Here is a 22977-nt window from a genome sequence, read left to right on the forward strand (position 1 = left end):
ACCTTCTCCCAACTGCAAACCTAGAAAGAATCAACCATCAAACCGCGCCCGTGCGGTCGCCGCAATCCGCATCAACGCATCCACGCTCAAGCGCGCCGCAATCGTCTTCACATAATCGTGATGCCGTCCTTCGAGCGGCGCATCCAGATACTGCGCGTGCAGATACCGAATCAACGCGATGCGCCTATGCTTCAACGCGATGCTGCGATCGAGCAATGCCAGCGCTGCTTCCGCATCGCGCTCCTTCCATGCGCGCTCGGAAAGCTGCGTGACCGCATCGCGCGACGCGCTCATCGCACCGACGCGTGGCCGGCGGCAGCTTGCATCCGCCAGGCGTCGAAATCGGCGCGTCGCCAGTCGAGTTCGAGCGCGAGACGGCGCGTGCCCTCGCGAATCTTGGGTTTGTGCAACGTGAGCGTGAGCGCATCGAGCGCGGGCCATTCATCGAACGAAAGCGCGGCGATCTCCACCGCGAGCGTCTCCAGCAAGCGGGTATGCGGCTTCTCTTCGAGAAACGCGCTCACGCGATTGCACCACGCTTCGTAGTCGATCAAACCATCGTTCGATTCATGCGGCATGCCGCGATAACGCAGGCTCGCGTCGATGCACACGGGCTGCGGCCCTTCATGCTCATGCTCGTACAGGCCGACGCGTGTCTTCACCATCAGTTCATCGACGACCACGCGCCAGCCCTGCCCGCCCGCCGCCAGCGGCTCGAACGGCTTCATGCGAGCAGCGGCGCGGCCGCGTCGAGCATCATCTTCACGAAATAATCGGCGAAGCTGCGTCGAATCACGAGCTCGTAACGATCGCCGCCCAGCGGCACGATCGTCATCGATGCCTTGAAGTAGTGGCTCTGCGCGCACTGACCTTCACCGAAAAGCTTCGGATGCAGATCGAGCGGACAACCGCGCGACAGCACTTCGCGCGTCTTGGGACCGTCGATATCGAGCACCGTGTAGCCGCTGCCGATATCCACCGCCGCCGAGAACTGCCCGACGAACGCCTCGCGCAGCTTTGCCTCCAGCGGCGCGGGACGCGATGCGTCGTGCGACGCCTCGGATTGCACGAGCCATTCGTCCGGGCCGAGCCACAGCATCGTGTAGCCGTTGCCGCGCGCGACGGTGTTCGGCTTCTCGGGCGGCATGCAGCCGATCACGCTTTGAATCGACTTCGCGAAAGCGGGATCGCGCGTATCTCCACGCACGTTCACGAGCTCGAGGAACGGGCGCTCCGTCAGACGAAAAGCCTTCGGCGAGCCGCCCTGATGCGTCTTCATCAACGCATCGGTGCCTACGAGCGGGGACTCCTGCCACACGCCTTGTCCGCTGATGGCACGGTCGACGACCGTCGCGGATGCCTTGATTTCATTCAACATGCTGACGTGCTCCTTCGCTGTCGTAGAACACCGAACTGGTGATTTTCGCGTTGATCCGCTTGCCGTTCGCGAGCGGAATCATGACCGATTCGCCGATCTTCTCGAGACCGCCCTTCACGACGGCCAGCGCAATCGAACGCTTCAAAATAGGGCTGTAATAGCTCGATGTGACGTGACCGAGCATCGGCGCGGTATCGCCCTGAAACGGACCCGCGACGATCTGCGCGCCTTCCGGCAGCACGTATTGCGGATCATCGGTGAGCAGGCCGACGAACTGCTTGCGGCCCTGCTTGGCCGTATCGGAACGCGTGAGCGAGCGCTTGCCGATGAAGTCCTTCGACTTCGCGACCAGGCCGCCCATGCCGAGGTCGTAAGGCGTCATCGAGCCGTCCGTATCCTGGCCGACGATGATGTAGCCCTTCTCCGCGCGCAGCACGTGCATGGTTTCCGTGCCGTACGGCGTGATGTCGAACTCCGCGCCCGCCAGCATGATGGCTTCCCACACCGCGCGCCCGACGTTCGCCGGCACGTTCACTTCATACGCGAGCTCGCCCGAGAAGCTGATGCGCATCACGCGCGCCGCCGCGCCCGCCACCGTGCCATCGCGATAGCTCATGAACGGGAACGATCCATTCGCGAAGTCGATGTCGTGACACACCTTCTGCAAGACCTTGCGGCTGTTCGGGCCGACGACCGCGAACGTCGCCCAGTGGTCCGTCACCGACGCGAGACGCACGCGCATGTCGGGCCATTCCGTCTGCAACCAGCGTTCGAGCCACGTCAGCACGCGCGCCGCGCCGCCGGTGGTCGTCGTCATCATGTAGTGCTGTTCGCCGAGACGCACCGTGACGCCGTCGTCGAAGATCATGCCGTTTTCGTCGAGCATGAGGCCGTAACGGCACTTGCCGACTTCGAGCTTGCTCCACGGATTCGTGTACATCCAGTTGAGCAGCTTTGCCGAATCCGGGCCTTGAATGTCGATCTTGCCGAGCGTCGATGCATCGAGAATGCCGACGCTCTGACGTACCGCGAGCGATTCACGCGCGACCGCCGCGTGCATGTCTTCACCGTTCTTCGGGAAGTACCAGGGACGCTTCCAGTTGCCGACGTCCTCGAACAGCGCGCCGTTCTCGACGTGCCATTCGTGAATCGCCGTCTTGCGCACCGGATCGAGAAACTCGCCCAGCTCGCGACCCGCGAAGGTGCCGAAAGTAACAGGGGTGTAATTCGGACGGAACGTCGTCGTGCCCGTCTCGGGAATCGTCTTGCCCAGCGCGCCCGCGAGAATCGCCATGCCGTTGATGTTGCCGAGCTTGCCCTGATCGGTGCCGAAGCCCATCGCCGTATAACGCTTCACGTGCTCGACGGACTCGAAGCCTTCGCGCGCCGCGAGATAGATGTCCGCCGCCGACACGTCGTTCTGGAAGTCAACGAACTGCTTCGGGCCGCGCGTCGCCATGTCCTTGTTGCCGACGATCCACAGCGGCATCAACGGCGCCTCGACGATTTCGGCGACCTTCACCGGCTGCGGCTTCGCGACGATATGACCCGCCGCGCGCGCCGCATCCGCGCCCGCTTCGACGCCCGAACGCAGGCCACGCGCCAGCGTGAACTCGCCCGCGCATGCACCGACGCTGCTTTCCGCCTGCATCGCCTTGCCGGGCACGAAGCACGCTTTCTCGTCGTGCCAGTGCGCCTTGCCGCCCGATTGCGCGAACAGGTGCAGCACCGGGCTCCAGCCGCCCGACATTGCGACGAGATCGCACGGCAGATCGCTCTGCTTTTGTCCGACCTGGCCATTCGCATACGACGACACTTCCACCGATGCGACACGCAGCTTGCCGCGCGCCACGGTGATCACCGCGTTGTTCAGCACGCGCAGACCCTGGCGGCGCGCGAGCGCCGGCAACGTGCCCTTCGATTCGGCCGGGCGCGGATCGACGATGGTCACTTCGGCGCCTGCCGCCTTCAGGTCGAGCGCGCACTGATACGCGTCGTCGTTGTTGATGAAGACGACCGCGTTGCGGCCCGGCAGCACCGCATAGCGATGCAGATACGTCGACACCGCCGACGCCAGCATGATGCCCGGCAGATCGTTGTTGCCGAACACGATCGGACGCTCGTGCGCGCCGGTCGCGAGAATCACGCGCTTGGCGCGCACTTTCCACATCAGCTCGCGCGTGCCGCTGCGGCGCGACACCGGCAGATGCTCCGTCAGACGCTGCGTGATCGTGACGAGGTTGTGGTCCTGATAACCGAACGCCGTGCTGCGCGAAAGAATCTTCACGTCCGGCATCTTGCGCAGTTCGGCTTCGATCTTCTGCACCCATTGCAGCGCGGGCTTGCCATCGATTTCGGCACGGCACGACAGCAGCGAGCCGCCGAGTTCGCGCTGATCGTCGACGAGAATGACGCGTGCGCCCGAGAGGGCCGCCGCATGCGCCGCCGCGAGGCCCGAAGGACCGCCGCCGACCACGAGCACGTCGCAATGCGCGAAGCACTTGTCGTAGCGATCGGCGTCGAGTTGCTTCGGTGCTTCGCCCAGGCCCGCTGCATCGCGGATCACTTCTTCGTACTTCGGCCAGAACTTGCGCGGCCACATGAAGGTCTTGTAGTAGAAGCCCGCGGGAATGAAGCGCGCGATCTTCTGGTTGACCGCCATGCGATCCTTTTCGATGCTCGGCTTCGCGTTCACGCTCTGCGCAACGAGCCCCTGATACAGCTCGACTTCGGTCGCGCGCGCATTCGGCACGGTGTATGTGCCGGTTTCGAGCTGCACGACTGCATTCGGTTCTTCCACGCCCGCCGTGATGATCCCGCGCGGACGGTGATACTTCCAGCTACGCGCGACGAAGCGCTCGCCGTTGGCCAGCAGCGCCGAGGCGAGCGTGTCGCCTTCGAAGCCCTGATACGTCTTGCCGTTGAACGTGAAGGTCACGGGGATCGCGCGGTTGATGCGCCCGCCCATGCCGAGTCGGTCTTTCTGGCTCATTTCGACGTGCCTCCGTTGTTGTCCATCACAGCCAGCGGACGGTCGAACGTCTCGTAGCCTTGAATTTCGTAACTCACCGTATCGCGCTGCACCTTGAACCAGCGGCGGCAGCCTTGCGTATGCATCCATTGCTCGCGATGCACGCCGCGCGGGTTCTTGCGCATGAAGAGGTAATCGCCCCACTCTTTGTCAGTGAGCTTTTCGGTTTCCAGCGGGCGGGCGATATCCGCTTCGCCGCCGCAGGAGAATTCGGTTTCGGCGCGCGGCCCGCACCAGGGGCATTCGATCAGCAACATGGTTGTTTCCTTGTGCGGTTAGCTTTAGTGAGCCACGGCAGCCGCGCCGTGTTCGTCGATCAGATGACCGGTGTAGAAGCGATCCAGCGAGAACGGCGCGTTCAACGGATGCGGTTCGTCGCGCGCGATCGTGTGCGCGTAGGCGAAGCCCGAACCCGGCGTCGCCTTGAAGCCGCCCGTGCCCCAGCCGCAGTTGAAGTACAGACCCTTCACGTCGGTCTTGGAGATGATCGGGCACGCGTCCGGCGAGACATCGACGATGCCGCCCCACTGACGGTTCATGCGCACGCGCGAAAACACCGGGAACATCTCGACGATCGCCTCGAGCGTGCCTTCGATGATGTGGAAGCTGCCGCGCTGGCCGTAGCCCGCGTACTGGTCGACGCCCGCGCCGATCACGAGATCGCCCTTGTCGGACTGGCTGATGTACGCGTGCACCGCGTTCGACATAATCACCGTGTTCACCACCGGCTTGATCGGCTCGGACACGAGCGCCTGCAGCGGATGACTCTCGATCGGCAGACGCACGCCGGCCATGTCGGCGAGCGTCGTCGTGCTGCCGGCCGTGACGACCGCGACCTTCTTCGCCTTGATGAAACCCTTGGTCGTGTCGACGCCCGTCACCTGATTGCCGTCGCGGCGAATGCCCACGACCTGGCAGTTCTGGATGATGTCCACGCCCGCGCGGTCGGCGCCGCGCGCGAAGCCCCAGGCCACCGCATCGTGACGCGCCACGCCGCCGCGACGCTGAATCGACGCGCCCAGCACCGGATAACGGCTGTTCAGGTTGATGGTCGGCTCGATTTCCTTGATCTGCTGCGGGGTGAGGAACTCGGCATCGACGCCGTTGAGGCGGTTCGCGTTCACGCGGCGCTCGGTGTCGCGCACGTCCTGCAGGTTGTGCGCGAGGTTCATCACGCCGCGCTGCGAGAACATCACGTTGTAGTTGAGGTCCTGCGAGAGCCCTTCCCACAGCTTCATCGCTTTCTCGTACAGCGCGGCCGATTCATCCCACAGATAGTTCGAGCGCACGATGGTCGTGTTGCGCGCGGTATTGCCGCCACCGATCCAGCCCTTCTCGAGAATCGCGACGTTCGTGATGCCGTGCTCCTTCGCGAGATAGTAAGCAGTCGCGAGACCATGGCCGCCGCCGCCGACGATCACCACGTCGTACTCGCGCTTCGGCTCGGGACTTCGCCACTGGCGTTCCCAGTTCTCGTGATACGACATGCCGTTGCGCAGCAGGCTGAATATCGAGTAGCGGCTCATGGGTGTTTCCTTTGGTGCAGGGTTTTAGCGTTTGGGCTTCTCAGCATTCGATGACGTTCACGGCGAGGCCACCGCGCGACGTCTCCTTGTATTTCGTCTTCATGTCGGCGCCGGTTTCGCGCATGGTCTTGATGACCGAATCGAGCGACACGTAGTGCTTGCCGTCGCCCTTCATCGCCATGCGCGCCGCGTTGATCGCCTTGATCGCGCCCATTGCATTGCGTTCGATGCACGGAATCTGCACGAGGCCGCCGACCGGATCGCAGGTCATGCCGAGGTTGTGCTCCATGCCGATTTCGGCGGCGTTCTCGACTTGCGCAGGCGTGCCGCCCATGACGGCGGCGAGCGCGGCCGCGGCCATCGAGCACGCGACGCCCACTTCGCCCTGGCAGCCCACTTCCGCGCCCGAGATCGAAGCCGTTTCCTTGTAGATGATGCCGATGGCCGCGGCCGTCAGAAGGAAGCGCACGATGCCGTCATCGTTCGAGCCGTGCATGAACTTCACGTAGTAGTGCAGCACGGCGGGAATCACGCCGGCCGCGCCGTTGGTCGGCGCGGTGACCACGCGGCCGCCCGCGGCGTTTTCCTCGTTGACGGCCATCGCGTAGAGATTGACCCAGTCGAGCATCGACAGCGGATCGCGCAGCGACTCTTCCGAGCGCGAGCGCAGCGACGCGGAAAGATCGGCGGCGCGGCGCTTGACGTGCATCGGGCCGGGCAACTCGCCGCGCTCCTTGCAGCCGCGCTCGACGCACGCGGCCATCACGCGCCACACGGCGAGCAAGCCTTCGCGCACTTCCGCCTCGCTGCGATTCGCGCATTCGTTCTGCATCGTCACTTCGGCGATAGACAGGCCTGTCTCCTGGCAGACGCGCATCAGGTCGTCGCCGGTGCGAAACGGATGCGGCACCATGTTGCCGGCGCGCAGGCCGTTCACGCGATCGCCTTCGCGATTCACGACGAAGCCGCCGCCGACCGAGTAATACTCTTTTTCGACGAGCAACTGGCCGTTGTCGTCGAACGCCTGGAAGCGCATGCCATTCGGATGCACGATGCTGGAACCGGGCGCGCCCGGCATCAGCTTGCGATAGAAGCCGATGTGCTCGCGCTCCTCGAACACGACTTCGTGCTTGCCGAGCAGCTTGAGGCGCTTGCTCTTGCGAATCTCCGCGAGTCGCGGCGCGATGATGTCCGGGTCGATCAGATCGGGCAGGTTGCCTTCGAGGCCGAGCAACACGGCCTTGTCGGTGCCGTGGCCCTTGCCGGTGGCGCCGAGCGAACCGAACAGCTCGGTGCGCACGCGGGTGACGAAGGCGAGCAGATTCGCGTCCTCGATATGCGACGCGAAACGGCACGCCGCGATCATCGGCCCGACGGTATGCGAGCTGGACGGTCCGATGCCGATCTTGAAAAGATCGAAGACGCTGACGTTCATGGGCGAGTCCCTTGGCTTGGCGCGGCGCGTAGTGCGCAAACGTGGTTTCGGTATGGCGCTCATTGCACCAAACCCTAAAAAGACCCGATAGAACAAAAACGCCATCGAAATGGGATCGCGGCGTCAGTGTCTGTTTCCACCTGAATTCAGTGGCGCTTTTCCCAAGCTTTCTGACGCGCGAAGGCAAGTCCGGGAGGCGCCGGCGCGCGTAGCAGAGCCTTTCCGGTTTCGCGCGTTTTTGCGCATCTTCGTTGCACTTCGCAGCTTTTTGAGACTGGTCCGAGGCAATCGGCGAGCGGGCATCGGTATATTCCCTAGGTCCTCAGGTGAGCCGAGCCGCACTCCGCATCACCCTCCGTTTTTTGCCCTTTCTCGCTTCTCCGGTTTGCATTCGATGGAAACTCACGCCTTACCCGACCAGTTCTTCAAATCCTGGACTCTCGCGTTCCTTATCGGTCTCGGTGTCGTCGGCACGCTTCAGTCGATCGACGTTCTCGCGATCGATCGCGTCCTCACGCGTCAGGCGCCGGTCTGGGCCGCGCTCACGCTGCTCTGCTCGATCGACCCGCTGCTTCGCTACTTCGGCGTATTGAAGGCGGAGATCGAACAGCGCTGGGGCGATTACGCCATCGCCAGCGTGCTCGGCCGTGCCAGCGGCGCGCTCATCGGGAGCGTGTTCGCGTGGGGCATCGCGGTGCTCGGCGGCTGAAAGCCACGCCTCATTTCATCAGCGGTTTCCCCCGGCCGGCCTCTCACGACGCCGGCCGTGTTCTTTCCGAAGCACGCGCGGAGCGTGCGGCCGGGTGTTATGCTCGCCGGATAACATCCAGCCGCATGTCACCCGCATGAACCCCGCAGAGCCCCTTCCGCCGCTTTCCGTCGACGGTCAGTCGAAGTCACGCATCCGCTTCGGCATCATCCTGTTGCCGAACTTCACGCTAACCGCGTTCGCCGGTTTCGTCGATCTGTTGCGCCTGTCCGCCGACGAAGGCGATTTCAGCCGCCCCGTGCGCTGCTCGTGGAGCGTGATCGGTGAAACGCTCGCGCCGGTGCGCGCGAGTTGCGGCATCCAGATCACGCCGTGGGAAACCTACGATCGGGCCGAGCCGTTCGATTACGTCGTCGTGGTCGGCGGCCTGCTGCATTCGGGCCCCGCCACGAGCGATGCGACGCTGCAGTTCATCCGCCGCGCCGCGGCATCGAACGCGACGCTCGTCGGCATGTGCACGGGCGTGTTCTCGCTGATGCGCGCGGGCGTGCTCGAAGGGCATCGCATCTGCGTGAGCTGGTTCCACTACTGGGATTTCGTCGAACGTTTTCCTCATGCGGACGAACAGGCGCTCGTTGCGGACCGGCTCTTTGTCATCGACAGAAGGCGCATCACGTGCTCGGGCGGGCGCGCTTCTATCGACGTGGCCGCCGCGATCCTGCTGCGTCACTTCGAAACGGCGACGGTGCAAAAGGCGCTGCGCATCCTGCTCGTCGACGACATGCAGAAAGGCAATGCGCCGCAGCCGCATCCGCCGGGCCTCGCGCCCGCCACGCATCCGAAGGTGAAACGTGCGATCCTGCTGATGGAGCAGCATGTCGGACGCTCGCTCACGCTGGACGAGCTCGCGCACAAGCTCGATCTGTCGACGCGGCAACTGGAGCGGCTCTTCAAGGCGGAAACCGGCAAGGCGCCGCAGGCTTACGCGAAGCAGGTGCGGCTGCGCACGGCCGCGTGGCTGCTTACGAGTTCGGACAAGACCGTGGCCGATATCGCATCGAGCTGCGGTTTCTCTGATGCATCGCATCTCGGCCGCGAATTCCGCAAGCAGTTCGGTGTGCCGCCCATGGCGTATCGCGAACAGGGCGGCGCGCAGGACGCGACGGATGCGAATCAGGCAATGGACTACGACGAAGTTTTTCCGGGCCGCGCCCAGGCAATCTAGAAGGTCTTTCGCAGTACGTTTTCCGCGGCTCATCAAACCAAGGAGGAACGGCATGGAGACTCACGGATACTCGCAGGAAGAATGGAAGGTGCGTTGCGATCTCGCGGCGCTGTATCGTGTGATTGGGCATTTCCGCTGGACCGACATGATCTTCACGCACATCAGCGCGCGCGTGCCGGGAGCGGATCATCACTTTCTGATCAATCGCTATGGCGTGCTGTTCGACGAGATGCGCGCGTCGGATCTGGTGCGCATCGATCAGGAGGGACGTCCGGTCGAAGCGGGCGCGGGCAACGATCCCGAGCGCTATCGCGTGAACCCGGCCGGCTTCACGATTCACTCGGCGATTCACATGGCGCGGCCCGATGTGTTTTGCGTCGTGCATACGCATACGGCGGCGGGCGCGGCGGTGTCGGCGCAGAAACAAGGTCTATTGCCGATCAGTCAGCATGCGTTGAAGTACTACGGCCATATTGCCTATCACGACTACGAAGGCATTGCGCTCGATCTCGCGGAGCGCGACCGGCTCGTGAACGATCTCGGTCTGCACAACGCGATGATTTTGAAGAATCACGGATTGCTCACGTGCGGAAAGTCGATTCCAGAGGCGTTTCAGGAAATGTATTTTCTGGAGCGGGCGTGCGAGATCCAGATTCGCGCGCTGGCGGGCAATGCGGAATTGAATCTGCCGTCGCAGAAGGTGTGCGAGGTGACGGCGGCGCAATATCGGCGCGATGAGTCCGAGGGGATCATGGCGCTGCAGTGGGAGGCGGCGTTGCGGATGATCGAAGGCGCGAAGGTCGACTATCGGACCTGACGCGCCCTCGCACGCGCATCACTGCACTCAGTTGCCGGCGACGTACGCCTTCACCGCCGGCAACCCATCCTTCCCGTCGAACGTCTTCACGCCCGCGAGCCACTTGTCGAGCACGGCCGGATTCTGCTTCAGCCATTCCTTCGCCGCCTTGTTCGCATCGGTCTTGTTCATGATCGGCAGCATCACGTGATTCTCGATGTCCGTCGTGAATTGCAGATTCGACACCAGCTTCGCGACATTCGGGCAACGCGTGTCGTAATCGGTCGGCGTGACCGTCAGCACTTTCGCCTCGCCGTAGTTCGGACCGAACACGTCGTCGCCGCCGGCGAGATAGTCGATCTTCATCTGCACGTTCATCGGATGCGGTTCCCAGCCGAGGAACACGATCGGCTTCTTCTCGCGAATCGCGCGATTCACCTCCACCAGCATGCCGGCCTCGCTCGACTCGACCAGCTTGAACTTGCCGAGCCCGTACATGTTGTTGTCGATCATCTTCTTGATGAGCGCGTTGCCGTCGTTGCCCGGCTCGATGCCGTAGATCTTGCCGTCGAGCTTGTCGTAGTTGTTCGCGATGTCGTTGAAGTTCTTGATGCCCGCCTGATACGCATAGTCCGGCACCGCCAGCGTGTATTTCGCGCCGACCAGATTCGGCGTCGGCAGGATCTTCACCTGATTCGCCTTCTTGAACGAATCGATCATCGGGTCCATGGTCGGCGACCAGTAGCCGAGGAATACATCGATCTGCTTGCTCTTCACGCCCGCGAACGTGATCGGCACCGAAGCGATCGTCTTCGTCGGGTTGTAGCCCAGGCCTTGCAGAACCGTCGATGCAAGGCCCGTGGTTGCGGCGATATCGGTCCAGCCGACATCGGCGAAACGCACGTTCCTGCACGCGGCCGGTTCAGCCGCGCTGGCGGCGCACACACCCGACAGCATCGCCGCAGCCAGCGGCGCGATCCACAAGCGTTTCATCTCTTCTCTCCCAGGTCTTTTGAAGGCGCAACACGGCCCGCGCGCGGCGTTGCGAACGCCGGCGCGGATCATTGAAATCAGGAAAAAAACGTCAGGCCGATAATCGACGCTCGACGCTCGGCGCATGGCCGAACTGCGCACGATACGCCTTGCTGAAGTGACAAGGCGAATGAAAACCGCAGATGCTGGTCACGCGCGCGATCGATGCGTCGGTGTTGCGCAAAAGTTCGCGCGCGCGCCGCAGCCGCAAGGTCAGGTAGTAATGCGTCGGCGACACGTTGAGGAACATCTTGAACATTCGCTGCAAGTGCCGCTGCGACAGATGCACGAGCCGTGCGAGCTCTTCGAGCGAGAGCGGCTCCTCGATATTCGCTTCCATCAGCCGCACCACTTCGACCAGCTCGGCGCGCGAAAAGCCGACGCGCGCATCGACCGGAATATGCTGGTAATCCGTCGATCCGCGAATCCGTTCGACGATGAACTGCTCCGACACCTGGGTCGCGTGCGCCTGCCCGAGCCGCATGCCGACGAGATTGAGCATCAGGTCCAGCGGCGCGGTGCCTCCGGTGCAGGTCATTCGGTCGCGATCGATCACGAAGAGTTCGTCCGCGAAACGCACATGCGGGAAGCGCTTGTTGACCGGCGACATGTCTTCCCAGTGCAGCGTGCAGCGATATCCGTCCAGCAGCTTCGCCGCGAGCAGCGCGTACGGCCCGGTGCAGATGCCGCCCAGCGGAATGCCCGCTTCATGCGCGCGCTGTAAAAGCCCGATGACCTTGTCGTCGACATACTCTGCGACATGCCAGCCCGCGCACACGATCAGCACGTCGGGCATGCCCGCTTCATCGAGCGTGACCGTCGGCTTCACGGTGATGCCGTTGCTCGCCCGCGCCGGTTCGCCGTCGGGCGTGATGATCGACCACGTGTAGTGCTGCGCACGGCCGACGTAATTGGCCATGCGCAGCACCTCGACCGCGCTCGTGAACGCGATCATCGAGAAGTTCGGCAGCGTGAGAAAGCCGAAGTGCGCGAGATTGGACAACGGTGAATCGGTTACCGCTGGGACGATCGCGTCGCGCTTCATAGCTCGTGTGCCTTGTTAGCCTTGTTGCGTCGCCGGCGTGCGGCGCACCTTCATCACGCTCTTCAGTCCGGCGAACAGCGGAGCGCGCGCCATGCCGGGCGAACGTCCGAAGCTCTCGGTGATGCGGTCGAGAATGATCGCCAGCAACACCACCGACAAGCCGCTCTCGAAGCCGAGCCCGATATCCAGACGCTGAATCGAAGCCAGCACGTCGTTGCCGAGACCGCCCGCGCCGACCATCGACGCGATGATCACCATCGACAAGGCCATCATGATCGTCTGGTTCACGCCGGTCATGATCGAAGGCAGCGCGTTCGGAATCTGCACCTTGTAGAGCAGCTGGAACGGCGTGCAGCCGAACGCCTGACCCGCTTCCACGATCTCGCGATTCACCTGCTTGATACCGAGCGCGGTGAGACGCACGGCGGGCGGCATCGCGAAGATGACGGTGGCCAGAATGCCAGGCACGCGACCCAGGCCGAACAGCATCGCGGCCGGAATCAGGTAGACGAAGGCGGGCATCGTCTGCATCAGGTCGAGCACGGGGCGCACGCCCATTTCGATGTACTTGCTCTTCGAGGTCCAGATGCCGAGCGGAATGCCGAGCAGCAGGCTGATGAACGTGGACGACAACGTGAGGCCCAGCGTGATGACCATCTGATCCCAGAAGTTCGTCGCGTAGATCAGCAACAGCGAGGCGAGGACGAACACCGCGAAGCGCCAGCCGACGCGCCACAGTCCGATGCCGACGAAGATCGCCATGAGCGCCCACATCGGAATGGCCTGCAGGCTATGCTCGACCGCCGCGGCGAAGGTTTCGATGACCTTGCCGATGGAATCGAAGGTCTTCGCGTCGTGATCGAGGAGATAGTGGACGCCGTGGTCCACCCAACTGCCAAGCGGAATGATTTCAGACATGGGAACCTCGATGGTGCGTAAGGACCTTCAGGACATTGGTCTTGTTGATCGAACCGCAGTACGAACCGTCCGCCTCGACGACGGGCAGCGGCGCGGGACTCGCGACCACACGGTTCACGACATCATCCAGCGTCATGTGGCGCTCGATGCATTCGATGGGTTTGATCTGCGGCGTCGCGTTGCCGCTCGCATCGCGCCCGACGAAGCCGCGAATGCGCCGTTGCGCGTCGAGCACGAAGGCGTAGTCCGCGCTGCCGTTGAGCGTCGCGGCGACGCTCGATGCATCGATCTGCGGCGAGTGCTTGATGAGCGGCACGTCGTCGGTCTGCATCAGGTCGCCGGCCGTCAGGTAGCGGCTCGTGTCGATGCCTTCGAAGAAGGCCTCCACGTAATCGTCCGCCGGATTCGTGATGATTTCCTGCGGCGTGCCGATCTGCACCACGCGGCCGCCTTCCATGATCGCAATACGCGTGCCGATGCGCATCGCCTCTTCAAGATCGTGCGAGACGAACAGGATCGTGCGGCGCTGCTCGCGTTGCAGATCGAGCAGCACGTTCTGCATTTCCTTGCGCTTCAGCGGGTCGAGTGCGGAAAACGCCTCGTCCATGATCATTAGCGAAGGATTCACCGCGAGCGCACGCGCGAGACCCACGCGCTGCTGCATGCCGCCCGACAGCTGCGCTGGCAGCTTCTGTGCGAATGGTGCGAGGCCGACTTGCTCGAGCACGGTCATCGCCCGCGCTTCGCGCTCCTTCTTGCCGACGCCCGCGACCTCGAGGCCGAATGCGGCGTTGGAAAGAACGGTGCGCTGCGGCATCAGCGCGAAGGACTGGAACACCATGCTCATGTCCTTGCGGCGCAGCGCCGTAAGTTCCGAGCGGGCCACGGCGGCCACATCGCGGCCGTCGATCAGCACCTTGCCGGCGGTCGGTTCGACCAGCCGGTTGATCAGCCGGATCAGCGTGGATTTGCCCGAGCCTGAAAGGCCCATGAGCACGAAGATCTCGCCTTCCTTGACGTCGAAGGAGACGTTGTGGACGCCGACGATCTGTCCGGTGCGCTTGAAGACTTCTTCCTTCGTTGCGCCGCCGGCCAGCATGTCTAACGCCTGTTTGGGGCTGTTGCCAAACACCTTGCACAGCCCTTCGACTACTACCTTGGGGGAATTCATCGAATATCTCCTGGCGAGTGCGGACGCGTGTCCGCGCTGTTCATACATAGTTGCCAGAAAAAAGTCGCGTCTGCCGACTATTTGCGACAAACACATGTGGAAATACGACACTGGAATAAGGGCCGATGCGACGACGGTGAATCGAAGCCTTGCTGGACAAGGGTTTGCGGCGGGCGCGGCGAAGAAACGGGAGTTTTTTGGGATGTCGCGTAAGGACAAGTCCCGATGCCTTTTGCGATGCAGGCATCTTGCGAAGCGACCGTCAGCCGGGCGAAAGGTGGTGTTTTGATCGCGCGCGAGCGGCGCCAAGGAAGGGATGCGTCTCGAAACGACGCTGGACCAACAAGAAATCTGCTAGAAAAACTACATGCTGAGGAAGAACTAGCGGGCGGGTCGTACGGCGCTTGCCGTCGTGTGTTGCTCGTATTGTGTTTCCCGCGCCGCCTTCAGCCGCGCATTACAGACGGAAGCCGAATGCCGTGCCGCGCGACTTGCGTTGACGCTCCGATTCACGGAAACGCGCTTGATACGAGTAATCCTTGTCCATCGGCAGGTGCGGCGATTCGAACAGCGAAGCAAACTTTTGCAGCAGGGCGAAGAGGTAGCTCATGATTGACTCCGGTTAGTTACAGAGGGTTTTCCCTTAGAGAGAATTATAGGGTTTGCCCTGATCGATTTCTAGTGCAATGCAACATTTCATGGATAAAAATTTGGTAGTTTTTCTACAAAGTTACCGATCGAAATGCGCGAAATAAACGGGGACGGGGCGCAGGAGGCCGCGCGGCGGGCGCTCGGCGCCGAGACGAGCGAAAACCGCGACACGCCGCCGCAGCGCGGGGTGTCGCGGGAATCCGACGCATGGGATCAGTGCGCCGAAGAACCGGCGCGATGGTGCGGCTGACGCGTGTGCTTTTTCGGCGCGGAATCGGCGTTGGTGACCCGTGCGGCTCCGGCGGCGCTGACGGGCTGGACCGGCGAGGCGTCATCGGCTTCGCGCGGCCTGTCGGGAGACTGGCGCATGCTCACGGTCGCCGAATCGGTATCGAAGAGCGAGGCGAGGGTCGCCTGCTGGCTGAGCATCAGTTGCTCCATGCGGTCCTGCTGCAGCTTGCCGTCGCGGCTCATGTGCATCAGCACGACGGTTTGCGCGATTCCCGTCGCCACCGTGCCGAGCATCACGCAGACGATGATCGTCAGCATCGTTTTCAGGCGGCGCGCGTGGGCGGCGGTCGACGTGCGCTGTTCGGCGATCACGGCGTAGAGCGCGTCGATGGTGTCCGCGAACGCCGTGGCGCGGGCGCGGTCGAGTTCGGGCGCCGCGTTTCGGCTGGCCCGCTGGGAGACACTTGGGCCGCTTGTGTCTTCCATGCCATCGCGGTCGTGTTCGACTCGCGCGGAAGCGACGCCAAACGAAGCACGCGCGGGACTTTCCGGCGCCGCGGAGGTGCTGATGCTCGCCAGGCGTGCCGTGGCCGCAGGCATCGCCGCGATGGCTTTTTCCCTCAGCACAGGCTCTGCGGGTGGCGCGTCGGGGGTTTCGAGGAATTCATCCTGAAAAAGGCCCTGCATTGGCGCCACGGGCGTCAGCGCCGCCGTGCTTCCGCGCGCAGGCCGCTTCGACGCAGCCAATTCCGGCGTAGCTGTACCGCAAGTGGATTGCACCGCTGCCAGAAACACATCGGGCAGCTCGAATCCCTCGAACGTACCTTGGCGGATATCCGTGTTGAGCGCCTGCTGATGCGCGCGTTCGGCATCTTCAGCGAACAAGTCGAGCGTTTCGCCGCCGCGCGCGCCTTCGCTCAGTTGCGCGAGGCGCTCCGCGGAGCGCGCCGCGCGCGCCAGTTTCTTTTCGGTGTCGGCGTTGTCCTGCAGGAGTGGCGGGTCGTCTGGGGCCGTTGCGCGTCGACGGCGGGATCGTGCCGCGGGCTCGTCCTGGAGCGTTTCGGATTCTCTATTTACAGCGGCATCTGGCATAGGTTCGAAAGACGGCGGCCGGCGCGCGACGCACACCGCGTATCGGCGATTATTTTCGAGAGGGCCGCATTGTCGCATGGCCGCGCGTGCAATCCTGCACCATCACGGTCATTTTCAGGCCGCGTCGTCCTCGCGGAACTCACGCACGACGTCGAGTTGCCGCAAACGTTCGCAAATCGCCTGATATTCGAGCGTCGATGCCCGCGACAGCTCGACGCGAACCTCGTCCAGATCGGGCGAGTCGTCGCTCTGCTGCACGACGAACTGCTTTACGCGCACGCTGCCGGGGCCGAGCGCCTCGTGCAGCGCGTGGAAGGAGAGCGAGCCGCGCTCGACCAGCATCGTCAGTTGCCGGCGCTGCTTCACGCTGATGAAGCGGCGCTCCAGCGGCTTGATCCCCGCGAGAATGAGCAGGATGATGGCGGTCGCCGCGATCGACGCCGTGTAGAGCCCGCCGCCCACCGCGAGCCCGATCGCCGCGACCGACCAGAGACTCGCAGCGGTGGTGAGCCCGCGCACGATCTCGCCGCGCAGAAGAATCGACCCCGCGCCCAGAAAGCCGATGCCCGATACGACCTGTGCCGCCACCCGCGACGGATCGAGCACGACGTGATCGGCCTTCAGCGCATCCTCGAAGCCATACGCGGACACGATCATGATGAGCGCCGAGCCGACGCACACCAGCATGTGCGTGCGCAGCCCCGCTGCCCACGACAGCCGCTCGCGTTCGAAACCGATCACGCTGCCAAGCGCCGCAGCCATGACCAGCCGCGACACGATTTCCATATTTCCCAACATGTTTTGACCCTCCGCACGTCGATGGCCCGTACGCGGTCCGCCTCGAGCGGTTCGCGCCGGTCCGGTTTTGCTATCCTTTCCTGCTGTGCGCGCCGGGCGAGTCCGCGCGCCTCCCCGGAACCATCAGAGCCTTTCTATGCAGGATCAGCAACCAAACGCTTCGTCGCCCTTGCAATCGTTGCGCCCGGATTCCCCGGCGCGCCTGCGCGAGCACTACGCGAACGTCGTGCTGCCCGTCTGGCGCGGTCCAGGCTTCAACGCGACGCTCGGCCTCGCATATGAAGCGGTCGCCCCGGACGACCACGCGCCGCAGCCGCCGAAACGCTATCGGGCGATGGCCTGCGCGCGCCAGCTCTTCGTATTTTCGGAAGCCGGCGACCTGACGCACGCCGCGACGCTGTTCGAATCGCTGCGGCACTATTTTCAGGACAAGCGAAACGGCGGATGGTTCTACAGCGTGGACGCGTCCGGCGCGCCGCTGGAGCGTCACAAGGATCTGTACACGCATGCGTTCGTGATCTTCGCGTGCGCGGCATACGCCAAGCGCAGCGGCTCGGCGCACGCGCTCGCGCTGCTCGACGAGACATCGCGGCTGATCGAAGCGCGCTTTTCCAGCGGCGGTGATTTGCTGAACGCCGTGCTCGCGGAGGACTTCGGCGCGACGCTCGAGACGCCGCTGCAGAACCCGCTGATGCATCTCGCCGAAGCATGGCTCGCCGCGCGCGAAGCCACCGGAGAGTTCGCCTACGACAAGCGGCTCGCCCTACTCGCGCGCTCCGTCGCTGATGCGTTCGTGCACGAGCCGAGCGGCTCGATCGCCGAATTGCCGATGGGCGCGCCGGGCAACCGGCTGGAGCCGGGCCATCAATTCGAGTGGTATTTCCTGGCGATGGGAAGCGGACACGCCGCGTTCGAGGCGGCGGGACTGAATGCGGGTCTCGCTCGCGCGTTCGATTTCGCGCAGCGGCACGGCGTGGATCGGGAAACAGGCGGCGTCTGCGCCGCGCTCGATGAAACCGGCCGTGTGATAGACGGCACGCAGCGCATCTGGGCGCAGACCGAATATCTGCGTGCACTGGCCACGCGCGGCGATCAGGTGGCGCAACCGATCGAGCGCTTCGCCGCGCGCTTCCTGCACGAACGCGGCTGGGTGGAATGCCGTTCGGCGCAGGGCGAGATCACCCGCGCCGAAATGCCGTCGACGACGCCGTACCATCTTGCGACGTCGTACGCGGCTTTGCCTACACGCTGATGTTGATCTGGCGCGCCGTGATTACCCTGCTTCGGGATAAATCGCCTGGCGCGCACGTTGCACGAATCGGTCGATGGCCTCCACGATTTCGCTATGTTCACGCGGATGCATCGGCTCGCCCATTGCGCGTCGGAAGAATCGAGCGGCATGGCTGTTTTGGTGATAGTGCATGCGCACCCACTTTCGGCCTCCAATCCGAAAACAGCCGTAGATGTCATTTACCGCATTCGATAATGCGGAGTCTTCTCCGCCATATCGGCGAAAGACTTCGTCGAAAGGAAAGCCGCCCAGCGCGAGAAACACCGAGCGCTTGATGACCAAGCTGCTCGCCACGCTGTCGCTCATGACATGGGCAAGCTGCTCGAAATTCGGTCCAGCGATAATTTCACTCGGAAAGGTGGAAAAGTCGACGTCGAGTCGAACAGCCGGCCGCAACGGGTTCTGCGAGAGATAGGTCGTAGCTGTTGCGAGAGCGCCAGGCAGATATTCGTCATCTGCGTCTAAAAATGCGAGGACCGGATATTTCGCGTGATTTGCGCCATAGTTTCTTGCTTTTGCAGGCCCGCAATTTTCACACATCTTCAGCAGTTCGACTCGTCGGTCCTTGAGCGCGTAATATTGAACGATCGCAGCTGAACTATCCTGCGAATTGTCGTCCACAACGATAACTTGCGCCGCTTCCTGTGCCAGACAACTATTTAGCGCGCGGGACAATGTGCGCGCAGCGTTAAAACATGGAATGATAATGCAGACATTTGGCATTTCAGCGCAACCTGTTTTCTTCAATCGAGAATCTGATTGCCGTGAACCGTCAAATCAAATTCGTCCGATTTTTCGTCTATTTGATAATAGAGGCAATGAAGTGACCGCCAGTTCGGAACCAGCAGTCACGACTTAATCGCTGCTAACTACACGGAATCATGACCGATGCACTCGGGTTCGAATTCGGGTATGCGCTCGTGCTGAAGTTGCTGTACACGGTCACCTTCCCGGCGCTCGCCATGCCGCTCGGATCTCTGTAGGTATTGCAGGAATAGTCGGCAGTCGTTTTAGTCGTTTGGTTGACCGCGATATTCGTTCCTTGCCAGGTGAGCAAGCTACCGTCGATGGTCGTTACGCAGGTTCCCTTATTTCCTCCCGAGCATTGCAATTGCATGGCCTGATCGGCCCAGACTTTGGACGCCCCGGTCGCGACCACTATTGCCGCCATACTTGAGTACAAAACTCTAGAAATGTTCATGAATTTTTGGCCCTCGTTTTTATTAGGAAAGCCAAGCTTTTCATGAAATAAGATGTACATCAACCACTCAAGCTAGGAAGACATAAAATTCAACAATTTCACGATCGCCCTGAGAGCTGCTACTGCCTGACGCCGAAAAAAGGCAATGCGCCGCGTTCGGAGCAGGCGCCGAGATGACGTATCACCTCCGCGACGTCGTACGCGGCGCTCCCGCTCTAAGCAGAATCACGCGAGCTGAAACACCGAAACCGCCGCTTTGAGTTGCCGCGTCTGCTCGTGCAGCGACGACGCAGCCGCCGCAGCCTGCTCGACGAGCGCCGCGTTCTGCTGCGTCATCTCGTCCATCTGCGTGACGGCCTGATTCACCTGCTCGATCCCCACGCTCTGCTCCAGCGACGACGCGCTGATCTCCGCCATCATTTGCGTGACGCGCGAAATCGACGTCGACACTTCGCGCATCGCCGCGCCCGCGCGCTCGACCAGCACCGAACCGTCGCTCACCTGCGCGACCGATTCGCCGATCAGCTCCTTGATCTCCTTCGCCGATTGCGCCGAGCGCTGCGCGAGCCCGCGCACTTCGCCCGCCACGACCGCGAAGCCGCGCCCCTGCTCGCCCGCGCGCGCCGCCTCGACGGCCGCGTTCAGCGCAAGAATATTGGTCTGGAACGCGATGCCGTCGATGACCGAGATGATCTCCGCGATCTTGTCCGAGCTCGACGCGATGCCGCGCATCTTCTCGACGACGTCATCCACCACGCTCGAGCCGCGCGAGGTCGCGTCGAGCGCCTCGCCCGCGAGCGTGTTCGCCTCGCGCGCGTGCTCGGCGTTCTGGCGCACCGTCGCGGTCAGCTCTTCCATGCTCGACGCGGTTTCCTCGAGAGAGGCCGCCTGATTCTCCGTGCGCGCGGAGAGATCCGCGTTGCCGCTGGCGATTTCATCGGCGCCGAAGTTGATCGAATCCGAGGTCTCGCGCACCGTCTTGACCGTGCTCGCGACGCTCGCCTGCATCGTCGCGAGTCCCGCGAACAGACGGCCGATTTCGTTCGTGCCGCGATTTTCGATGCGCTCGTCGAGACGCCCGTTCGCGATGCGCTCGAAGTGACGCCCCGCTTCCTCGAGCGGCTGGATCACGCCACGGCGCAGCGCGGCATGCACGAGCACGATGCCCCCGACCAGCGTCACGAGAATCGCGAGACCGACGGCGCGGAACCAGGCGTAGCGCGTGTCGATCGACGAGAGATAGGCGCGGCCGGCTGCGTCGCCGAAATCGACGAAGTTCTTCTGCTCGGCGAGATAGCGGTCCTGAAAGCCTTGCGTCGGCTGATCGAGGAACGCCTGAATATTGCCGGCGTCGAGATATTGAACGAGCTCGCTCAGCGCCTTCGCGTATTCGGCGTACTTGGCCTGCAGCGCGGTCATTCGCGCGGCGTTTTCCTCGCCGGTTTTGCGCGCGTTCAGGAACGCCGCGAAGGACTTGTCCGCCGCCGCGATCTGCTCCCGCGCGTGCTGGACGATCTCGGTCGGCTCCGTGCCGCCGCGCACCATGCGCGTACCCGCGCGCGAGAGGTTGATACGCGCGTCCATCAGATGCTGCGTGGTCTCGTTGACCGCGTTGACCTGCTTGAGCGCGATGTCGGAGAGACTGCCGACATCGTCATGCGTGCGTGACAAAGACCAGAAGCCGAGCCCTTCGGTCACGAGCTGAAAGAGACAGAACACCACCAGAACTGCGAGCAAACCCGACGAAACCTTGATCTTTCCGAACATCCGCGACACCCACAATTTCCGAAAATAAGCCCGCCTGAGCGGGGAACAGTGCGGGTTTACGGCAACGGCCTTCGAAAGCTTGAATCGTTTGCCGCAATGGTTTGTCTACGCGAATGCAGGGAATGCGCCGCGGCGTCGGAGCGTTACGAAGACGCGCGAAGCGGCGCGCATGCCGCCCGAAACGCACCGTTGCACATTTTTTGCATGACTTCCTTGCAGTGCGCGCGAACGCTTCCTATTGTCTTTGCAGGACGGCACCGAACCCACCCAAGGAGTGTCCGAATGGCCGAAATCGTCGATATCGCGCGCGGTGCGCTGAATGCGCAACCGTTCAGCGCCTTGCTCGGAACCAAACTCATGCAGGTCGATTCAGCGAGTCTCACGCTGTGCCTGCCGATCAGGGATGAGCTCAGGCAACAACACGGTTTCGTGCACGGCGGGGTGGTGAGTTATCTCGTCGATAACGCGCTGACCTTCGCGGGCGCGCTGCGTCTCGGGCCGAAAGTCGTGACCGGCGAGTACAAGATCAATTATCTGCGTCCGGCCGTGAGCGGCACCCTGATGGCGCGGGCGCGAGTCGTCCACGCGGGCATGACGCAGGCCACCTGCCAGTGCGACGTGTTCGTCACGGATGGCGGCGCCGAGCGGCTTGTCGCGGTCGCGCAGGGCACGATCACGCGCATCAGCGAAACCACGGCCGCCGAGCCGGTGTTCCACGGCTGAACCTCTCAAATCCGTCGTCCGAAACAAAAAACCTCGCTTTTCAGCGAGGTTTTTTGCTTTCTACGGGTGTCGCGTCACTGTGCCGCGACGGTCTTCTGCGTCTGCTCGCCGAGCCCCTGAATGCCGAGCTTCATGGTCTGGCCGGCCTTCAGATACACCGCGTTCGGCTTCACGCCCATGCCGACGCCCGGCGGGGTGCCCGTGGAAATGACATCGCCCGGCTGCAGGCTCATCACCTTCGACAGATACGCGACCAATTGCGCGACCGTGAAGACCATCGTCTTCGTGTTGCCGTTCTGATAGCGCTTGCCATCGACTTCGAGCCACAGATCGAGCTTCTGCGGATCGGCGACTTCGTCCTTCGTGACCATCCACGGGCCGATCGGGCCGAAAGTGTCGAAGCCCTTGCCCTTGTCCCATTGCGTGCCGTGCTCGAGCTGCCACTCGCGCTCGGAGACGTCGTTGATCACGCAGTAGCCGGCGACGTAATCGAGCGCATTGGCTTCATCGACATATTTCGCTTCCTTGCCGATCACCACGCCGAGTTCGACTTCCCAGTCGGTCTTGACCGAATTGCGCGGGATTTCGACATTATCGTTCGGACCGCAGATCGCGCTCGTCCACTTGTTGAAGATGACCGGCTCGGTCGGCACCGGCAGGTTCGATTCCGCCGCGTGATCCGCATAGTTCAGACCGATGCACACCATCTTGCCGACGCGCCCCACGCACGGCCCGATGCGCGGATTGCCATCGACCACCGGCAGCGTCGCGACATCTACGCCGCGCAGTTTCGCCAGGCCCGCATCGGTCAGCGTCGCGCCGGCGATGTCATCGACGACCTTCGACAGGTCGCGAATCTGGCCCTCTGCGTCCAGCAGACCCGGTTTTTCCTGACCCTTGGGGCCGTAACGAAGCAGCTTCATCTGTTTTGATCCTCTTTCGCGTTGCAAAAACGGT

Annotated in this window: 22 protein-coding genes; 5 read left to right on the forward strand and 17 right to left on the reverse strand. The window is 62.9% G+C overall.

Annotation, left to right across the window (positions count from 1 at the left end):
- Positions 1 to 30: 30 nt before the first annotated feature.
- From AWB79_RS17705 to AWB79_RS17735, 7 genes are read right to left on the reverse strand one after another with little or no spacing between them, the layout of a single operon-like run.
- Positions 31 to 294, reverse strand: coding sequence for a hypothetical protein (locus AWB79_RS17705; protein ID WP_061168736.1), 264 nt, complete (start codon positions 292 to 294; stop codon positions 31 to 33).
- On the reverse strand, positions 291 to 728 hold the full coding sequence (locus tag AWB79_RS17710; RefSeq protein ID WP_061168737.1) for a dihydroneopterin aldolase: 438 nt from the start codon (positions 726 to 728) through the stop codon (positions 291 to 293). Before AWB79_RS17710 ends, AWB79_RS17705 begins: the two co-directional genes overlap by 4 nt.
- Positions 725 to 1378, reverse strand: coding sequence for a sarcosine oxidase subunit gamma (locus AWB79_RS17715; RefSeq protein WP_061168738.1), 654 nt, complete (start codon positions 1376 to 1378; stop codon positions 725 to 727). Before AWB79_RS17715 ends, AWB79_RS17710 begins: the two co-directional genes overlap by 4 nt.
- Positions 1368 to 4370, reverse strand: coding sequence for a sarcosine oxidase subunit alpha family protein (locus AWB79_RS17720; RefSeq protein ID WP_061168739.1), 3003 nt, complete (start codon positions 4368 to 4370; stop codon positions 1368 to 1370). Before AWB79_RS17720 ends, AWB79_RS17715 begins: the two co-directional genes overlap by 11 nt.
- Complete coding sequence (locus AWB79_RS17725) at positions 4367 to 4666, reverse strand: sarcosine oxidase subunit delta (RefSeq protein WP_061168740.1); 300 nt, start codon at positions 4664 to 4666, stop codon at positions 4367 to 4369. Before AWB79_RS17725 ends, AWB79_RS17720 begins: the two co-directional genes overlap by 4 nt.
- 24 nt (positions 4667 to 4690) lie before the next feature.
- Positions 4691 to 5935, reverse strand: a complete 1245-nt coding sequence (locus tag AWB79_RS17730; RefSeq protein WP_061168741.1) for a sarcosine oxidase subunit beta family protein — start codon at positions 5933 to 5935, stop codon at positions 4691 to 4693.
- A gap of 40 nt (positions 5936 to 5975) precedes the next feature.
- The gene (locus AWB79_RS17735; protein WP_061168742.1) at positions 5976 to 7370 is read right to left on the reverse strand and encodes an L-serine ammonia-lyase; all 1395 of its coding nucleotides are present in this window, start codon (positions 7368 to 7370) and stop codon (positions 5976 to 5978) included.
- Positions 7371 to 7764: 394 nt separating this feature from the next.
- Between AWB79_RS17735 and AWB79_RS17740 the strand changes: the two genes are divergently transcribed.
- The 3 genes from AWB79_RS17740 to AWB79_RS17750 all read left to right on the forward strand — a co-directional run bounded on the left by AWB79_RS17740 (position 7765) and on the right by AWB79_RS17750 (position 10121).
- Entirely contained in the window at positions 7765 to 8079 is a 315-nt protein-coding gene (locus AWB79_RS17740) for a hypothetical protein (RefSeq protein WP_061168743.1), read from the forward strand.
- Positions 8080 to 8215: 136 nt separating this feature from the next.
- On the forward strand, positions 8216 to 9304 hold the full coding sequence (locus AWB79_RS17745; protein WP_061168744.1) for a GlxA family transcriptional regulator: 1089 nt from the start codon (positions 8216 to 8218) through the stop codon (positions 9302 to 9304).
- 52 nt (positions 9305 to 9356) lie between these two features.
- The gene (locus AWB79_RS17750; protein ID WP_061168745.1) at positions 9357 to 10121 is read left to right on the forward strand and encodes a class II aldolase/adducin family protein; all 765 of its coding nucleotides are present in this window, start codon (positions 9357 to 9359) and stop codon (positions 10119 to 10121) included.
- 27 nt (positions 10122 to 10148) lie between these two features.
- Here AWB79_RS17750 and AWB79_RS17755 read toward each other — a convergent pair whose 3' ends face one another.
- The 7 genes from AWB79_RS17755 to AWB79_RS17780 all read right to left on the reverse strand — a co-directional run bounded on the left by AWB79_RS17755 (position 10149) and on the right by AWB79_RS17780 (position 17038).
- Positions 10149 to 11093, reverse strand: coding sequence for a choline ABC transporter substrate-binding protein (locus AWB79_RS17755; protein ID WP_061168746.1), 945 nt, complete (start codon positions 11091 to 11093; stop codon positions 10149 to 10151).
- Between the two features lie 91 nt (positions 11094 to 11184).
- A complete protein-coding gene (locus AWB79_RS17760; RefSeq protein WP_061168747.1) occupies positions 11185 to 12177 on the reverse strand; it encodes a GlxA family transcriptional regulator in 993 nt (330 codons plus the stop codon).
- A gap of 15 nt (positions 12178 to 12192) precedes the next feature.
- Positions 12193 to 13095, reverse strand: coding sequence for a choline ABC transporter permease subunit (gene choW / locus AWB79_RS17765; protein WP_061168748.1), 903 nt, complete (start codon positions 13093 to 13095; stop codon positions 12193 to 12195).
- Positions 13088 to 14266: a quaternary amine ABC transporter ATP-binding protein gene (locus AWB79_RS17770; RefSeq protein WP_061168749.1), complete on the reverse strand. Its 1179-nt coding sequence runs from the start codon at positions 14264 to 14266 to the stop codon at positions 13088 to 13090. Before AWB79_RS17770 ends, choW begins: the two co-directional genes overlap by 8 nt.
- A 457-nt stretch (positions 14267 to 14723) precedes the next feature.
- Complete coding sequence (locus tag AWB79_RS40100; RefSeq protein WP_198399048.1) at positions 14724 to 14876, reverse strand: hypothetical protein; 153 nt, start codon at positions 14874 to 14876, stop codon at positions 14724 to 14726.
- Between the two features lie 254 nt (positions 14877 to 15130).
- On the reverse strand, positions 15131 to 16033 hold the full coding sequence (locus AWB79_RS17775; protein WP_232470924.1) for a hypothetical protein: 903 nt from the start codon (positions 16031 to 16033) through the stop codon (positions 15131 to 15133).
- Positions 16034 to 16354: 321 nt separating this feature from the next.
- The gene (locus tag AWB79_RS17780) at positions 16355 to 17038 is read right to left on the reverse strand and encodes an MgtC/SapB family protein (RefSeq protein WP_061168750.1); all 684 of its coding nucleotides are present in this window, start codon (positions 17036 to 17038) and stop codon (positions 16355 to 16357) included.
- 136 nt (positions 17039 to 17174) lie between these two features.
- Here AWB79_RS17780 and AWB79_RS17785 point away from each other — a divergent pair, with 136 nt between their 5' ends.
- Entirely contained in the window at positions 17175 to 18290 is a 1116-nt protein-coding gene (locus AWB79_RS17785; RefSeq protein ID WP_061168751.1) for an AGE family epimerase/isomerase, read from the forward strand.
- 21 nt (positions 18291 to 18311) lie between these two features.
- On the opposite strand, the gene AWB79_RS17790 is transcribed toward AWB79_RS17785, so the two are convergent.
- On the reverse strand, positions 18312 to 19076 hold the full coding sequence (locus AWB79_RS17790; protein WP_157695800.1) for a glycosyltransferase family 2 protein: 765 nt from the start codon (positions 19074 to 19076) through the stop codon (positions 18312 to 18314).
- 679 nt (positions 19077 to 19755) lie between these two features.
- Positions 19756 to 21297, reverse strand: a complete 1542-nt coding sequence (locus AWB79_RS17795) for a methyl-accepting chemotaxis protein (protein ID WP_061168753.1) — start codon at positions 21295 to 21297, stop codon at positions 19756 to 19758.
- 282 nt (positions 21298 to 21579) lie between these two features.
- On the opposite strand from AWB79_RS17795, the gene AWB79_RS17800 reads away from it, so the two are divergent.
- Positions 21580 to 22020: a PaaI family thioesterase gene (locus AWB79_RS17800; RefSeq protein ID WP_061168754.1), complete on the forward strand. Its 441-nt coding sequence runs from the start codon at positions 21580 to 21582 to the stop codon at positions 22018 to 22020.
- A gap of 74 nt (positions 22021 to 22094) precedes the next feature.
- On the opposite strand, the gene AWB79_RS17805 is transcribed toward AWB79_RS17800, so the two are convergent.
- Positions 22095 to 22943 (reverse strand): ureidoglycolate lyase, encoded by an 849-nt coding sequence (locus AWB79_RS17805; RefSeq protein WP_061168755.1) that lies wholly within the window; start codon positions 22941 to 22943, stop codon positions 22095 to 22097.
- Between the last annotated feature and the right edge of the window lie 34 nt (positions 22944 to 22977).

The sequence above is a fragment of the Caballeronia hypogeia genome, from assembly GCF_001544875.2.
GTDB lineage: Bacteria > Pseudomonadota > Gammaproteobacteria > Burkholderiales > Burkholderiaceae > Caballeronia > Caballeronia hypogeia.

What these genes read in the sequence shown, in the direction of transcription:
- AWB79_RS17705 (WP_061168736.1), bottom strand. Translation starts at nt 294, where the DNA reads ATGAGCGCGTCGCGCGATGCGGTCACGCAGCTTTCCGAGCGCGCATGG.
- AWB79_RS17710 (WP_061168737.1), bottom strand. Translation starts at nt 728, where the DNA reads ATGAAGCCGTTCGAGCCGCTGGCGGCGGGCGGGCAGGGCTGGCGCGTG.
- AWB79_RS17715 (WP_061168738.1), bottom strand. Translation starts at nt 1,378, where the DNA reads ATGTTGAATGAAATCAAGGCATCCGCGACGGTCGTCGACCGTGCCATC.
- AWB79_RS17720 (WP_061168739.1), bottom strand. Translation starts at nt 4,370, where the DNA reads ATGAGCCAGAAAGACCGACTCGGCATGGGCGGGCGCATCAACCGCGCG.
- AWB79_RS17725 (WP_061168740.1), bottom strand. Translation starts at nt 4,666, where the DNA reads ATGTTGCTGATCGAATGCCCCTGGTGCGGGCCGCGCGCCGAAACCGAA.
- AWB79_RS17730 (WP_061168741.1), bottom strand. Translation starts at nt 5,935, where the DNA reads ATGAGCCGCTACTCGATATTCAGCCTGCTGCGCAACGGCATGTCGTAT.
- AWB79_RS17735 (WP_061168742.1), bottom strand. Translation starts at nt 7,370, where the DNA reads ATGAACGTCAGCGTCTTCGATCTTTTCAAGATCGGCATCGGACCGTCC.
- AWB79_RS17740 (WP_061168743.1), top strand. Translation starts at nt 7,765, where the DNA reads ATGGAAACTCACGCCTTACCCGACCAGTTCTTCAAATCCTGGACTCTC.
- AWB79_RS17745 (WP_061168744.1), top strand. Translation starts at nt 8,216, where the DNA reads ATGAACCCCGCAGAGCCCCTTCCGCCGCTTTCCGTCGACGGTCAGTCG.
- AWB79_RS17750 (WP_061168745.1), top strand. Translation starts at nt 9,357, where the DNA reads ATGGAGACTCACGGATACTCGCAGGAAGAATGGAAGGTGCGTTGCGAT.
- AWB79_RS17755 (WP_061168746.1), bottom strand. Translation starts at nt 11,093, where the DNA reads ATGAAACGCTTGTGGATCGCGCCGCTGGCTGCGGCGATGCTGTCGGGT.
- AWB79_RS17760 (WP_061168747.1), bottom strand. Translation starts at nt 12,177, where the DNA reads ATGAAGCGCGACGCGATCGTCCCAGCGGTAACCGATTCACCGTTGTCC.
- choW (WP_061168748.1), bottom strand. Translation starts at nt 13,095, where the DNA reads ATGTCTGAAATCATTCCGCTTGGCAGTTGGGTGGACCACGGCGTCCAC.
- AWB79_RS17770 (WP_061168749.1), bottom strand. Translation starts at nt 14,266, where the DNA reads ATGAATTCCCCCAAGGTAGTAGTCGAAGGGCTGTGCAAGGTGTTTGGC.
- AWB79_RS40100 (WP_198399048.1), bottom strand. Translation starts at nt 14,876, where the DNA reads ATGAGCTACCTCTTCGCCCTGCTGCAAAAGTTTGCTTCGCTGTTCGAA.
- AWB79_RS17780 (WP_061168750.1), bottom strand. Translation starts at nt 17,038, where the DNA reads ATGTTGGGAAATATGGAAATCGTGTCGCGGCTGGTCATGGCTGCGGCG.
- AWB79_RS17785 (WP_061168751.1), top strand. Translation starts at nt 17,175, where the DNA reads ATGCAGGATCAGCAACCAAACGCTTCGTCGCCCTTGCAATCGTTGCGC.
- AWB79_RS17795 (WP_061168753.1), bottom strand. Translation starts at nt 21,297, where the DNA reads ATGTTCGGAAAGATCAAGGTTTCGTCGGGTTTGCTCGCAGTTCTGGTG.
- AWB79_RS17800 (WP_061168754.1), top strand. Translation starts at nt 21,580, where the DNA reads ATGGCCGAAATCGTCGATATCGCGCGCGGTGCGCTGAATGCGCAACCG.
- AWB79_RS17805 (WP_061168755.1), bottom strand. Translation starts at nt 22,943, where the DNA reads ATGAAGCTGCTTCGTTACGGCCCCAAGGGTCAGGAAAAACCGGGTCTG.